This is a genomic window from Frigoribacterium sp. CFBP 8751 (assembly GCF_014841545.1).
In the GTDB taxonomy this organism is placed as follows: Bacteria; Actinomycetota; Actinomycetes; order Actinomycetales; family Microbacteriaceae; genus Frigoribacterium.
This window is the reverse complement of the sequence record NZ_JACYUB010000002.1, coordinates 304,577-317,683: the sequence shown is the minus strand read 5'-3', so window position 1 is coordinate 317,683 and position 13,107 is coordinate 304,577. Positions and strand designations below refer to the sequence as shown.

11 protein-coding genes and 1 pseudogene are annotated in these 13,107 nt (G+C 71.1%); 2 read left to right on the top strand and 10 right to left on the bottom strand.

Features of this window, described 5'->3' with window-relative positions; translation table 11 throughout:
* Window positions 1-19: 19 nt before the first annotated feature.
* The 9 genes from mnhG to IFT88_RS07270 all read right to left on the bottom strand — a co-directional run bounded on the left by mnhG (window position 20) and on the right by IFT88_RS07270 (window position 9,919).
* Window positions 20-580, bottom strand: a complete 561-nt coding sequence (gene mnhG, locus IFT88_RS07310) for a monovalent cation/H(+) antiporter subunit G (RefSeq protein ID WP_231567047.1) — start codon at window positions 578-580, stop codon at window positions 20-22.
* Entirely contained in the window at window positions 577-840 is a 264-nt protein-coding gene (locus IFT88_RS07305; RefSeq protein ID WP_043593982.1) for a monovalent cation/H+ antiporter complex subunit F, read from the bottom strand. Before IFT88_RS07305 ends, mnhG begins: the two co-directional genes overlap by 4 nt.
* Window positions 837-1,457 (bottom strand): Na+/H+ antiporter subunit E, encoded by a 621-nt coding sequence (locus IFT88_RS07300; RefSeq protein WP_043593984.1) that lies wholly within the window; start codon window positions 1,455-1,457, stop codon window positions 837-839. Before IFT88_RS07300 ends, IFT88_RS07305 begins: the two co-directional genes overlap by 4 nt.
* Window positions 1,454-3,091: a Na+/H+ antiporter subunit D gene (locus IFT88_RS07295; protein WP_192119765.1), complete on the bottom strand. Its 1,638-nt coding sequence runs from the start codon at window positions 3,089-3,091 to the stop codon at window positions 1,454-1,456. The genes IFT88_RS07300 and IFT88_RS07295 overlap by 4 nt, the downstream gene beginning before the upstream one ends.
* Window positions 3,088-3,618, bottom strand: coding sequence for a Na(+)/H(+) antiporter subunit C (locus tag IFT88_RS07290; protein WP_043593985.1), 531 nt, complete (start codon window positions 3,616-3,618; stop codon window positions 3,088-3,090). The genes IFT88_RS07295 and IFT88_RS07290 overlap by 4 nt, the downstream gene beginning before the upstream one ends.
* The gene (locus tag IFT88_RS07285) at window positions 3,615-6,617 is read right to left on the bottom strand and encodes a Na+/H+ antiporter subunit A (protein WP_192119763.1); all 3,003 of its coding nucleotides are present in this window, start codon (window positions 6,615-6,617) and stop codon (window positions 3,615-3,617) included. The genes IFT88_RS07290 and IFT88_RS07285 overlap by 4 nt, the downstream gene beginning before the upstream one ends.
* A gap of 141 nt (window positions 6,618-6,758) precedes the next feature.
* Window positions 6,759-7,538, bottom strand: a complete 780-nt coding sequence (gene otsB / locus IFT88_RS07280) for a trehalose-phosphatase (protein ID WP_192119761.1) — start codon at window positions 7,536-7,538, stop codon at window positions 6,759-6,761.
* Complete coding sequence (otsA, locus tag IFT88_RS07275; protein ID WP_192119752.1) at window positions 7,535-9,040, bottom strand: alpha,alpha-trehalose-phosphate synthase (UDP-forming); 1,506 nt, start codon at window positions 9,038-9,040, stop codon at window positions 7,535-7,537. The genes otsB and otsA overlap by 4 nt, the downstream gene beginning before the upstream one ends.
* 108 nt (window positions 9,041-9,148) lie before the next feature.
* A complete protein-coding gene (locus IFT88_RS07270) occupies window positions 9,149-9,919 on the bottom strand; it encodes a fructosamine kinase family protein (protein ID WP_192119750.1) in 771 nt (256 codons plus the stop codon).
* 18 nt (window positions 9,920-9,937) lie between these two features.
* Between IFT88_RS07270 and IFT88_RS07265 the strand changes: the two genes are divergently transcribed.
* Window positions 9,938-10,978, top strand: coding sequence for a magnesium transporter CorA family protein (locus IFT88_RS07265; RefSeq protein ID WP_082452362.1), 1,041 nt, complete (start codon window positions 9,938-9,940; stop codon window positions 10,976-10,978).
* Window positions 10,979-11,061: 83 nt separating this feature from the next.
* A pseudogene (locus tag IFT88_RS07260) lies at window positions 11,062-11,784 on the top strand (sugar phosphate isomerase/epimerase family protein); the annotation flags it as partial.
* A 77-nt stretch (window positions 11,785-11,861) separates the two neighbouring features.
* Here the strand turns inward: IFT88_RS07260 and IFT88_RS07255 are convergent.
* Window positions 11,862-13,016 (bottom strand): SLC13 family permease, encoded by a 1,155-nt coding sequence (locus IFT88_RS07255; RefSeq protein ID WP_192119749.1) that lies wholly within the window; start codon window positions 13,014-13,016, stop codon window positions 11,862-11,864.
* Window positions 13,017-13,107: the final 91 nt, after the last annotated feature.

Genomic DNA, 13,107 nt, shown 5'->3' with positions numbered 1-13,107 from the left:
TCCATCGTGGCCGGAGGCCTCAGAGCTCGCCCGGCTCCCCCGCCGCGGCGTCGCGTGAGCGGGTGCGCCGGCCCTCGTGGTCGCGGGCCTCGTCGTCGCCCTCACTGTCGTCGAGCCCTGAGGAGTCGCCCACCCGGTCCATCTCGACGGCGAGGGCGTCGGCCGACCCGACGGGCAGGTCGGACACGTCGAGATCGGCGACGTCGCCCTCGGTGGTCTCGGCGATCTCGCCGGCGGCCCGGGCCACGGCGTCGTCGAGTTCGTCGACGACCAACTGGTCCCGCAACAGGTCGCCGTTGCGGTACCCCGCCCGCCCGATCATGTGCGCCGAGATGGGGGCGGTGAGCATCTGGAAGACGAGGACGACGAGCAGGGACGCGATCGTGCCGACGGTGTGCTGGTCGAGCGCGATCGCCGCCAGCACGAGGATGAGGCCGAAGATCTGTGGCTTGGTCGCGGCGTGCATGCGCGACAGGGCGTCGGGGAACCGCAGGAGCCCGATGCCTGCCGCGACCGACAGCAGCGCCCCACCGATCAACATGACGGAGGCGGCGACCTCGTAGACCATCTCGGGGATCACGACGGGTCCTGCTTCGAGACGTACCGCGCGACCGTGATCGAACCGAGGACTGCCGTCAGCGCCAGGCCGAGGATGACCGGGATGGTCCGCGTGTGGCCGTTGAACACCATGTCGGCGGCGAGGACGCAGATCAGGGTGGTCAGCAGCATGTCGGACGCGATCATGCGGTCGAGGATCGACGGCCCCCGCACGATGCGGATGACCGACGCGAGCCCGGCGAACGCGAACAGCGCACCGACGACGTAGGCGACGACGGTCACGAGGGACCTCCTTCGTGGGACGAGGACGGGCTGATCGGTTCGTGGACCTCGGCGGCGGCCGGGGTTCCGTCGGCGATGCGACGTCGGTCGTCGTCGCTGCCGAGCACCCGGACGAGGCGGGCCTCGACGACCAGGACGCCGTCACGGACGTCCTCGACGCCGGCGACGTCCTCGACGGCGAGGGCGTGCAGGTAGAGGATCGACCGTTCGCGGTCGGCCTCGACCACGAGCGACCCGGGAACGAGCGAGATCGCCTCGGCGACCAGGGTCATGATGAAGTCCGACCTCGTGTGCAGCTGGACGGCGACGATGGCGTTCGAGGTCACCCCACGAGGACGCACGGCCTGCCAGGCGACGATGACGGAGGCGCGCACCAGGTCGACCACGAAGTGCGCCAGGAAGACCACGGCGTACCAGAGGTTGAACCGGCCGCTCAGTTCGACCGGCGGCAGGAAGAACACCCGGGTCACGAGCAGAGCCACGGCCACGCCGGTGACGAAGGCCAGGACGGTGAACTGGTTCCACAAGGCCATCCAGAGGACGACCAGCCCGACGAGCAGGGGAAGCTGACGGGCGAGGCTGCGGCCGACCTCGCCGCGCGTGGGACGACCGGTCACGGGGTGCTCCCCTCGTCGGCGGAGTCCGAGGCCGGTTCGGGCTCGGGCGACGACGGGTCGGACGTCGTCTCGCCTCGGCCGCCCGGGAAGACCGTCTGCACGTAGTCGTTCGACCCGTACACCCGACCGGCCGCCCGTTCGGCGACGCCGTAGAGCGGGCCGGCGGCGAAGGTGAGGGCGAGCGAGACGAGCACCATGCCCGCGGTCGCGCCCACCATGGTGCGGGGGTTGGTGCGACGCTGTTGGACGGCCACCCGCCCCGGGGCCTCTTCGAGATGCTCGGTGAAGGGCGACTCGTGGTCGTCCACGTCGGCCTTGGGACGCCAGAACGCGAGGTTCCAGGCACGCATGAGGGCGTAGAGCGTGAGGAGGGACGTGAGCGCCCCGGCTCCGATGAGGACGTACACGAGCGGATCGTCGAGCCGGGCGCCGGCCTCGAAGAGCGCCACCTTGCCGATGAAACCCGAGAACGGCGGGATGCCGCCCAGGTTCAGCGCCGGGATGAAGAAGAGGACGGCCACGATCGGCGCCGCCTTGAGCAGACCGCCCAGCCGGGTGATCGACGCCGTGCCGCCTCGCCGTTCGATCAACCCCGCCCCGAGGAAGAGCGTGGTCTGCACCGTGATGTGGTGCACGACGTAGTAGATGGTCGCCGCCAGACCCTCGACGGTGCCGAGGGCGATCCCGAAGATCATGTAGCCGATGTGGCTGACCAGCGTGAACGAGAGCAGTCGCTTGATGTCGGCCTGGGCCACCGCTCCGAGGATGCCCACGATCATCGTCAGCAACGCGATGATCAACAGATAGACGTTGACGTTGCTCTCGACGAACAACACCGTCTCGGTGCGGATGATGGCGTACACGCCCACCTTCGTCAGCAACCCGGCGAACACGGCGGTCACGGGGGCCGGAGCGGTCGGGTACGAGTCCGGCAGCCAGAACGACAGCGGGAAGATGGCGGCCTTGATGCCGAACGCCGTCAGCAGCATGACGTGGATGATCGTCTGCACGTCGGGCGGGATGGTGTCCATCTTCTGGGCGATGTCGGCGATGTTGACCGTGCCGAGCGCGCCGTAGATCATCGCGATGGACGCGAGGAACAGCACGGACGAGACCAGGCTGACGACGATGTAGACCACGCCGGCCCGGATGCGCTGCTCGGTGCCGCCGAGGGTGATCAGCACGTAGCTGGCCACCAGGAGGATCTCGAAGCCCACGTAGAGGTTGAAGAGGTCACCCGCGATGAAGGCGTTGAAGACGCCCGTGGCGAGGATGAGGTAGGTCGGGTTGTAGATCGAGACCGGGGCCTCGCCGTCACCGTCGGCCTGGCCCTGCCCGACCGAGAACACGAACACCGCCAGCAGGACGATCGACGAGATGCTGAGCATGAGCGCGGCGAGACGGTCGACGACGAGCGTGATGCCGAACGGCGCCTGCCAACCGCCCACCTGCACGGCGATCGCTCCTTGCGTGTCCACGACGACGAGCAGCACGAGGCTGATCACGACGACGAGGGCCAGGGCGACGATCGAGACGACGGCCTGCAGCCGGGGCCGCCGACCCAGGATCAGTGCCGCCGCCGCACCGAGCAGCGGGATCAGGACGACGAGCGGCACGAGGTAGCTGGTGGTCATGCTCGGTGCCCTTTCTCGTCGTGGTGGGGCCGGTCGCCGTGGGGCAGACGGTCGTCGCTCGCCCGCCGATCGTCGGCCGGGACGGCCGCTTCGGCCCGGCTGCCGAACTCGCTGTCACCACCGGCCTCGTCGTCGCCGTCGCCCTGCTCGGACTCTTCTTCGGCCGGGACGCCTCGACGTCCGATCTCGAGGTCTTCGGCGTCGTCCGCGAGGGTGTCGCCCTGGGCGAGTCGCCACGACCGGTAGATCAGCGCGAGCATGAAGGCCGAGATGCCGAAGGTGATGACGATGGCCGTCAGCACGAAGGCCTGCGGCAGCGGGTCGGCGAAGTCGGCCGGATCGGCCTGTCCGTCGACCACGGGAGCCGCGCCGCGTCGCCCGGACATGAGCAGGATGAGGATGTTCGTGGCGTTGCCGACGAGCAGGAAGCCCAGCAGCACCCGGGTCATGCTGCGCTCGAGCAGCAGGTAGACGCCGCAGGCGTAGAGCGCGGCCATGACGACGATCAGGACGAGGGAGACGCTCATGCGCGCCCCCGCTCGGTCGGGGACGTACCGGCGACGGACACGGGGAGCGGCTCCTCTTCGGGTTCGGACACCTCGCTCGGGTGGCCGAACGCGTCCTCTTCTTCTTGACGGTCGACCTCGGCTCCGAGACTGCGGAGCACGTCGAGGACCAGTCCGACGACCACGAGGTAGACGCCGACGTCGAAGAACGTCGACGTGACGAACTCGACGTGGCCGAGCAGCGGCACCTCGGCCTCGAACCAGGTCGACGTGAGGGCGTCGACGCCGAAGAAGAGCGGGACGAGTGCCGTCGCGGCGACCGTGAGCAGACCGGCGCCCAAGAGCTTGCCGGCGTCGAGGGGTGCGGCTGCGCCGAGTTCGTACCGCCCGCCGGCGAGGTACCTCGCCACGAAGGCGAAGCCCGCGACCAGACCGCCGGCGAAGCCGCCACCGGGCAGGTTGTGACCGGCGAAGAGCAGGTAGATCGAGACGACGATGATGGCGTGGAAGATCAGCCGGACGACGACCTCGAGCAAGATGGACCGGTTCTGCGGAGCGAGTTTGCGCCCGGCCAACAGCCAGGCGCGCCGGTCGCCCTCGGTGCTGTCGCCGATCTGTGCCGTCGCCCCGCCGGCGGGCACGACCGGGGCCGGCTCGCGCACGGGTCGCACCCGTGCCAGGAAGCGCTGCGCGCGCGTGCGCCGCTCGGGCCGGGGCAGGACGTCGGCGCGGGAGGTCAGGAAGACGAGGCTCGCCACGCCCGTGGCAGCGACGATGAGGACGGCGATCTCGCCCATGGTGTCCCACCCGCGGATGTCGACGAGCGTCACGTTGACGACGTTTCGGCCGTGGCCACCGTCGACGGCGAGATCGGGGAAGGCGCCGGAGATGGTGGGGATCGAACGCGCCCCGAGGGCGACGACGGCGATGGCGGCCATGACGGAGCCGACCGAGACGCCGATGACGGCCCGGATCGCGCGGTGGGTGCGCCCGTTCCGCTCGCCCAGGCGAGCCGGCAGCCGACGCAGCACGAGGACGAACGCGATGAGGGTGATGGTCTCGATCAGGGCTTGCGTCAAGGCCAGGTCGGGGGCCCCGTGCAGGGCGAAGAGCGCGGCCATGCCGTAGCCGGTCACGCCGACGAGGACCACGGCCTGGAACCTCTTGTTCGACAGCGCCGACGCGATGGCGCCGATGATCATCAACCCGCCGATGGCGAGCTGCGCGGGGTAGTCCCAGAGCACGGCGGTGGTCGGCCAGTCGCTGTTGAGCGCCAGCGTCACCGCCGACGAGGCGATGAACACGACGAGGATGGTCGCGAGGTAGAACGGCAGCGAGCCGCGCTGCGTCGTCGCGGTCGTCCGTGACGCCGTGCGGTCGATGGTCGCCATGATGCGCACGTACCCCTCGGAGGCGCGGGGCAGGAACGAGACGGCCTTCTGCACCTGCGACACCCGGTCACGCTGCCAGAACAGCAGGCCGCCGACGACGAGCGAGATCGCGGTGAAACCGAGCGCGGGCTCGACTCCGTGCCACAGCGCCAGGTAGTACGGCTCGTGCTCGCCCGGTGAGGCGGGGAGCGTGTCGGCGTAGCGCGCGAACACCGGGCCGACCTGGTACGAGACCAGACCGAGGACCACACCGGCGACGGCCAGGACGATCGGCGACGCGAGGAAGTCCACGTGCTCGCGGACGAAGTCGACCGGTTCGACGCCCTTCTTGCGCCCGAAGGCCCCCCAGAGGAAACGCAGGCTGTACGCGGTGGTCAGGATCGACCCGACGACCACACCCACCAGCGCGATCACGCCCCAGGCCGAGCCGGTCACGGCGTCGTCGTAGAGTGCCGTCAGGACGGCCTCCTTCGCGACGAAGCCGAAGGTGGGCGGCACGCCGGCCATGGACGCGAGGGCGAGGATGGTCACCACGAGGAGGACGGGCGCCTGGCGACCCAGCCCGCACAGTTTGCGGAGGTCTCGCGTGCCCGCCCGGTGGTCGATGACCCCCACCACGAGGAAGAGCGTCGACTTGAACAGGGCATGGGCGACCAGCAGGGCGAGCCCGGCGAGGGCCGCGTCGCGGGTGCCGAAACCGACCACGATCGTCAGGAAGCCCAGCTGGCTCACCGTGCCGTAGGCCAGGACGAGTTTCAGGTCGTGCTGGCGGAGGGCGCGGTAGCCGCCCAGGACCATCGTGACGACCCCGACGGTGACGATGATCTCTTGCCAGCCGGGCTGGTCGTGGTAGCCGGGCGCGAGCCGGGCGACGAGGTAGATGCCCGCCTTGACCATCGCCGCGGCGTGGAGGTAAGCACTGACCGGCGTCGGTGCGGCCATGGCGGCCGGCAGCCAGAAGTGGAACGGCACCAGTGCCGACTTCGAGAGGGCCCCGACGAGCACGAGTACGACGGCCACCGTGACCACCGTGCCGGTGGGCGGCTGCTCGACGAGCTGCGACAGCGAACTGGTGCCGCCCTGGACGGCGAGGATCACGAGGCCGACGAGCATCGCCAGCCCGCCCGCGGTCGTGACGATGAGGGCCTGCAACGCGGCACCGCGGCTCGCCTGCTTCGCCGTGTAGTGCCCGATGAGCAGGTACGAGAAGACGCTCGTGGCCTCCCAGAAGACGAACAGGACGAAGACGTCGTCGCTCGTCACGAGGCCGTACATGGCCCCCGCGAAGGCCACGAGCACGGCCGCGAACCGAGCTCGACCGGCCTCGTCGCGCTCGAAGTACCGGGCGCAGTAGACGAGCACGAGGCCGCCGACGCCGGTCACGACCAGCGCGAGCACCCAGGCGAGCACGTCCATGCGCAGCGTGAGCGAGATGGCGAGTTGCGGGATCCAGGGCACGGCCTCGGTGGGAACCTCACCCGACAGCACCGCGGGCCCCTGGAACGCCGTGAAGACGAAGGCGACGAAGGGCACGACGGACGCCCAGAGGAAGAGCGATCGACCGAGTCGCCCTCCGACGCAGGCCACGACGACGGCCGCCACGGCGAACGTTGTCAGGACTACGATCACGGCGACCTCCGTCGGCTGGCGACCTCGTCGAACCGGCTCGGCTGAGCGGCGGCGGGGAGTCGCGGCGGAGAGTCCAGACTACCTTGCGGTCGCCTGGGAATGCTCAGACCGGATCATCACACCCGTGCAAGACATGCGGGGTCAGGCATGCCCCAGGTGCTCACGCAGACCGGCCAGTTCGACGAGCAGGTCGGCCATCGCGGCGGGGTCCGCGACGCGGTGCATCGCCCCTGTCTCTCCCGGGCCGACCTTGATCGACAGGTCGCCCTGGCCGAGCGCTCGGAAGCCGTCCTCGTCCGTCACGTCGTCCCCCGCGTAGAGGACGCCCGTGGCCTCGACGGCTTCACGGAGTTGGTCGATGCCGTCGTTCTTGCCGGTCGCCCGGACGGCGAACTCGAGCACGTTCTTGCCGATCCGCTCGTGCATGCCGCCGAGCGCACCGACGGCCTCGCGGGCGGCACCGTGGACGGCCTCGGTCGTCGCGGCGTCCGCGAGCCGCGTGTGCAGGGCGAGGCCAGCGGGCTTCTCTTCGACGAAGACGCCCTCACGCCCCTCGGCCGCACCGTGGACGGCGTCGGACAGGCGCGCGCGGGCAGCCCGCTCGTCGTCGCTCAAGGAGGTCTCGTGACCGTCGATCCGGACCTCGATGCCGTGCGAGCCGACCAGCAGCACCTCGTCGGGGGTCTGGCTGACCTCGACCAGCGAGGCGAGGTCGCGCCCGGACACCAGGGCCACGGTGGTCTGGTCGAGGGCCGACAGGCGCGTGATCGCGTCCAGGGCCGCGGGCAGCGCCCGGGCCTGCAGGGGCGCGTCGACCTCGGGGGCGAGGGTGCCGTCGAAGTCGAGGGCCACGAGGAGGCGCGGGGTCGTCGCGAGGCGACCGAGCGCGTCGCTGAGCGCCAGGGAGTCGGAACCGGTCACGAGGCGTCGCCGCCCGTCGCGTCCGAGGCCGGGGCCGGGGCCGGGGTGATCTGCTGCCCCGGTCGCACGTTCTCGAGGGCCTGGAGGAAGGACGCCGACCACTTGGCCACGTCGTTCTCGAGCACGCGGCGGCGGAGGGCCCGCATGCGCGTGGTGCGGTCCCGCTTGGGCATCTCGACGGCACGCATGATCGTGTTCTTGAGGCCGCCGATGTCGTGCGGGTTGATCAGCAGGGCGCTCTTGAGCTCGTCGGCCGCGCCGGCGAACTCGCTGAGCACGAGCACGCCGTCGTTGTCGCGACGCACCGCCACGTACTCTTTCGCGACCAGGTTCATCCCGTCGCGCAGGGCCGTGACCAGCATGATGTCGGCGGCGAGGTACAGCGCCACCATCTCTTCACGGGGGTAACCGTGGTGGTGGTAGCTGATGGCCGTGTGGCTCATGGTGCCGTAGTCGCCGTTCACGCGGCCGACGGTCAACTCGATCTCGTCGCGCAGCTGCTTGTACGTCTCGACCCGCTCGCGGCTCGGGCTCGCGACCTGCACGAGCGTGGCGTCCTCGACGCTGAGCCGACCGTCGGCGAGCAGCTCGCCGAAGGCTTTCATGCGGTGCCGGATGCCCTTGGTGTAGTCGAGACGGTCGACGCCGAGCATGATCGTCTTGGGGTTGCCGAGGCCCTCGCGGATCTCGCGGGCCCTGGCCTGGACGTCGGGTCGGGCGGCGAGCTCTTCGTAGCTGGCGGCGTCGATCGAGATCGGGAAGTGCTTCGCCAGCACCCGGCGCACCTTCGTGCCGCGGCGCGACACCGGCGCGGACTCGTCGTCGACCGGCACCTCGATGTAGGGGCGCGTCGTCGAGTAGCCGAGCAGGTGTCGGACGGCGCGCGAGAAGTTCGACGCGTCGTCGGCCCGCTGGAAGCCGATGACGTCGGCGCCGAGCAGGCCCTCGACGATCTGCTGCCGCCAGGGCAGCTGCGAGAAGATGCCGAGCGGCGGGAACGGGATGTGGTTGAAGAACCCGATGGTGACGTCGGGTCGGGCCTCGCGCAGCATCTTCGGCACGAGCTGCAGCTGGTAGTCCTGCACCCAGATGGTGCCGCCCTCTTCGGTGATCTCGGCGGCCCGGTCGGCGAAGCGCTGGTTGACCTGCACGTAGGACTCCCACCAGACCCGGTGGTAGGTCGGTGCCGCGATGACGTCGTGGTAGAGCGGCCACAGCGTGTCGTTGCTGAAGCCCTCGTAGTAGCGCTGCACCTCGTCGGCGCTGAGCGGCACGGGGACGATCTCGATCCCGTCCGCCTCGAAGGGCTCGAACTCGAGGTCGGGCTGTCCCGCCCAGCCCACCCACGCACCGTCGTTGGCCTTCATGACCGGCTCGAGGGCGGTGACGAGACCCCCGGGCGAGTGCTGCCAGGACGCCGAACCGTCGTCGGCGACGACCCGGTCGACGGGGAGGCGGTTGGAGACGACGACGAAGCCGTAGCGTGCGGGGGTGTCAGGCATGGGGGTGGGTCAGCTCCTGTCGGATCGCCCGCACGGACGCGGGACGGCCAGATTATCAGCGGCGCCCAGACGCCCCCTGGCGGCCGGCGTACCCCTCTGCGGCGCCGGTCAGACGAGGCGCAGGGTCGCCTCGGCGGCCCGCACCAGCGCCACGCCGTAGCTCGGCCCGTGACCGGCGGCGTGCACGGCCAGCGGATGCAGCTGGTGCAGCGGCACGCGGCCCTGCCATCCCTCCCCCAGCGGCGAGCGCGTCTCGTAGCCTGCCAGCACGTCGTCGAGGTGCGGGCAGCCGAACAACGCCAGCATCGCCAGGTCGGTCTCGGGGTGCCCGCCGTGGGCCGCCGGGTCGATCAGCACGACTCCCCCGCCGTCGAAGAGCACGTTGCCGGCCCACAGGTCGCCGTGGAGGCGAGCCGGCGGGACGTCGTCGTCGAAGGCACCGTCGGCGACGACGCGGCACGCCCGCTCGACGACCTCGAGGCCCGCCCGGTCGAGGCTGCCCGCCTCGACGGCGACGCGGGCGTACGGCAGGACCCGCTGTTCGGCGTAGAAGACGCCCCAGGTCGCCTTCGGTCGCACGGTCATCGATCGGCTGCCGATGAAGCACGGGCCCGTCCACCCCCGAGGAGGCGCGCCGAACGCGTCCGCGCCGCTCGCGTGGGTCACCGCGAGCGCCTCGCCGAAGGCCCGGGCGGCCTCGGCCGTGGGTCGGACCTCGTGCACGGGATCGAGGTCGATGCGCCCCGGGGACGCGGCCTGCACGCCCACGGTGCGCGCGCCTCCTCGGGGTGTGGCCTCGGCGAGCCAGGCGAGCCCGGCCGCCTCGGCCTCGAAGAACCCGACGGGGGCGTCGGCACGCTGCTTCGTGTACGAGGTCACGGGAATAGCATGCGCCTCATGACCGACACCCGTCCCCCGCGCACCGAGGGGCCCCACGGCACCGCCGACGAGGGCGACCAGTCCGACACGACCATCGTCACGCGCGCCTACCGCGGGGGCGAGCTGATCGCCCACGACTTCCCGCTGCACGAGGTGAGCGACCACCTCGAGACCGACGGCTGCCACGTGTGGATCGACCTCACCGACCCGACAGCAGGCGACCTCGCCTCGCTCGAGGACGAACTCGGTCTGCACGAGCTCGCCGTCGAGGACGCGCTTCAGGACGGACAGCGCCCCAAGGTCGACCGCTACGACAACCATCTGTTCACCGCTCTCTACGACGTGCGGTTCGACCGGGCCAGCGGCGTGCTCGACACGAGCGAGGTGAAGGCGTTCATCACGGAGCGTGCCCTCGTGACGATCCACCATCCCGAGTTCGACGTCACCCGGCTGCAGGCGACCTTCGACCAGAACCGCGACCTGGCGTCGCACGGCGTCTCGTACTTCCTCTGGGGTCTGCTCGACTGCGTCGTGGACCGGCACTTCGACGCCACGGACGCGCTGGACGACGAGATCGAGGGCATCGCCGACGACCTCTTCGACCCCGCGCCCCGCACCATCGACGTGCAGAAGCGCTCGTTCGCCCTGCGCAAGAGCCTCGTCCAGCTGCGGCGGGTCGCGTCGCCGATGCGCGAGGTGCTGAACACCCTGCTGCGCCGCGACCTCAAGGAGGTCGACTCCGCCATGCACCCGTACTTCCAGGACGTCTACGACCACGTGCTGCGCGTGGCCGAGCAGAACGACTCGCTGCGCGACCTCGTCTCGACCATCCTCGACACGAACCTCAACCTGCAGTCCAACCGCATGAACCTCATCATGAAGAAGGTGACGAGCTGGGCGGCCATCATCGCCGTCCCCACGGCGATCACGGGGTTCTACGGTCAGAACGTGCCGTACCCGGGGTTCCAGTCCCCCGCGGGCTTCGTCACGTCGTGCGTGCTGATCGTGGCGATCGGCGGCCTGCTCTGGTGGCAGTTCAAGCGTCGCGACTGGCTGTAGTCCGCCGTTCCCGCACTGTTCACCGCGGGGTCGACGTCGCCCTGCCGCCCCGGTCGTAGCCTGGCCGCGTGATCACGGTCGGAATGAGCACGTCCTGCGTCTTCCCGCTGTCGACCGACGAGGCCTTCCGGCTCGCGCGGCTCACCGGCTTCGACGGGGTGGAGGTGATGGTGACGGCCGACCGGACGACCCGCCGCGCCGACCTCCTCCGCGTCACGACCGCGCGCTGGGGCCTGCCCGTGCTCTCGGTGCACGCCCCCGTGCTGCCCGTCGCGCACTTCGCCTTCGGCCGGGACCAGGTCGACAAGCTCCGCCGGTCGGCCGAGCTGGCCCTCGAGCTGGGTGCCTCGACCGTCGTCGTCCACCCGCCGTTCGTCTGGCAGAGGTCGTTCGCGGCCCGTTTCGTGGACGTCGTCCGCGAGATCGCCGAGGTGACGGGCGTCACCCTGGCGGTCGAGAACATGTTCCCCCTCCGCTTCGGGCCCGTGGGGTTCGACGCCTACCGCCCCGGGCCCGATCCCGTGGCGACCGACGTCGACGCGGCCACCCTCGACTTCTCGCACGCCGCCGTGGCCGGTCGCGACGCACTCGACCTCGCCCTGGCCCTGGGGCCCCGCCTGCGCCACGTCCACCTGACCGACGGCGTCGTGTCGTCCCGGCCGGGTGGGCTGCACGACCAGCACCTCGTGCCGGGTCAGGGCACGCAGCCGGTCGCCGAGGTCCTCTCCCACCTGGCCCGGTCGGGATGGTCCGGCGTCGTCGCCGCCGAGGTGCACACCGCCGGGGACGAGGAGGCGCGGCTCGGCCAGCTGAGGCGGACGCTCGCCTTCGCGCGTCGTCACCTCGCGACCGCACCCGCGTCGGGCGCCGACGCCCGGCCCCCTCAGACGACCAGGACCGTCGCGACGACCGCGAGCGGCACGGCGACCGCCGCCACCCCGAGCCCGGCGAGCACGAACCGCCCCCACGCGACTTCGACGCCCATCGACGACAGCCGGGAGTGCCAGAGCAGCGTCGCGAGCGAGGCCCAGGGCGTGACGAGGCAGCCGATGTTGACCCCGACGAGCACGGCGACGAGCCGCACCGGTGATCCGGCCACCGGTTCGAGGGCGAGGTAGGCCGGCAGGTTGTTCGCGACGTTCGCGGCGACGGCGCTGCCGCCCGCGAGCCGCAGCAGGTCCGGCAGCTGGTCACCCGTGCCCACCACGGCACCGAGCAGGTCGGCGAGGCCGAGCGAGTGGGCGGCCTCGACGACGAGGAAGAGCCCGCCCGCGAAGAGCAGGGTGCCCCACGGCACCAGGCCCAGCCGCAGGACGCCCCGACGCCGCACGGCCGTGGCCACGACGAGCACGACCGCGGCGACGGCCGCGGGGATCCACACCTCGACGCCCGAGACCAGGGCCGGCACGAGCAGTCCCGTCGCGACCGCGGCCACGCCGAAGAGCACGCGATCGGCCACGGGCTCGGACGACGGCGCCTCGAACCGGCCGACCAGCTGACGGCGGTAGCGCAGTCCGATCGCCACGACCGGGACGACGACGCCCACCACGGCGGCCGGCGCGACGAGGGCGGCGAACTGCACGGGGGCCGGCGACCCCAGCTCGTGCAGGGCGAGCAGGTTGGTGAGGTTCGAGACCGGCAGCAGCATCGAGGCGCAGTTCGCCAGCCACACCGTGGTCAGGGCGAACGGCATCGGCGGCAGGCCCGCGTGCCGAGCGACGATCACGACCACCGGCGTGAGCAGCACGGCCGTCGTGTCGAGCGAGAGGAACACCGTGCAGAGCACGGCGAGCGCCACGACCAGGAGCCACAACACGAACACCCGACCTCCGGCGAGCCGGGCCGAGGCGGACGCCAACCAGGCGAAGAGGCCGGCCTCCGCTGCCAACTCGGCGACGATCGTGAGGCCGACGACGAACCCCAGCACGGGCGCGACCCGCTCGACGAGGGCGAGGAGTTCGTCGCCGGTCAGGACTCCGGTGACGACGGCCACGAGGCCGAGCGCCACGAACAGTCCTCCGAGCACGGCAGTGCGCACGGCATTCTCCTTCGACCGCGGGACGCACCGGCACGGGACGCCGGGCAGCTCAACTTACCCCCACCCGGACTCGTGCGACGTCACGCGGTAC

What these genes read in the sequence shown, in the direction of transcription:
- IFT88_RS07295 (WP_192119765.1), bottom strand. Translation starts at nt 3,091, where the DNA reads ATGACCACCAGCTACCTCGTGCCGCTCGTCGTCCTGATCCCGCTGCTC.
- IFT88_RS07290 (WP_043593985.1), bottom strand. Translation starts at nt 3,618, where the DNA reads ATGAGCGTCTCCCTCGTCCTGATCGTCGTCATGGCCGCGCTCTACGCC.
- otsA (WP_192119752.1), bottom strand. Translation starts at nt 9,040, where the DNA reads ATGCCTGACACCCCCGCACGCTACGGCTTCGTCGTCGTCTCCAACCGC.
- IFT88_RS07265 (WP_082452362.1), top strand. Translation starts at nt 9,938, where the DNA reads ATGACCGACACCCGTCCCCCGCGCACCGAGGGGCCCCACGGCACCGCC.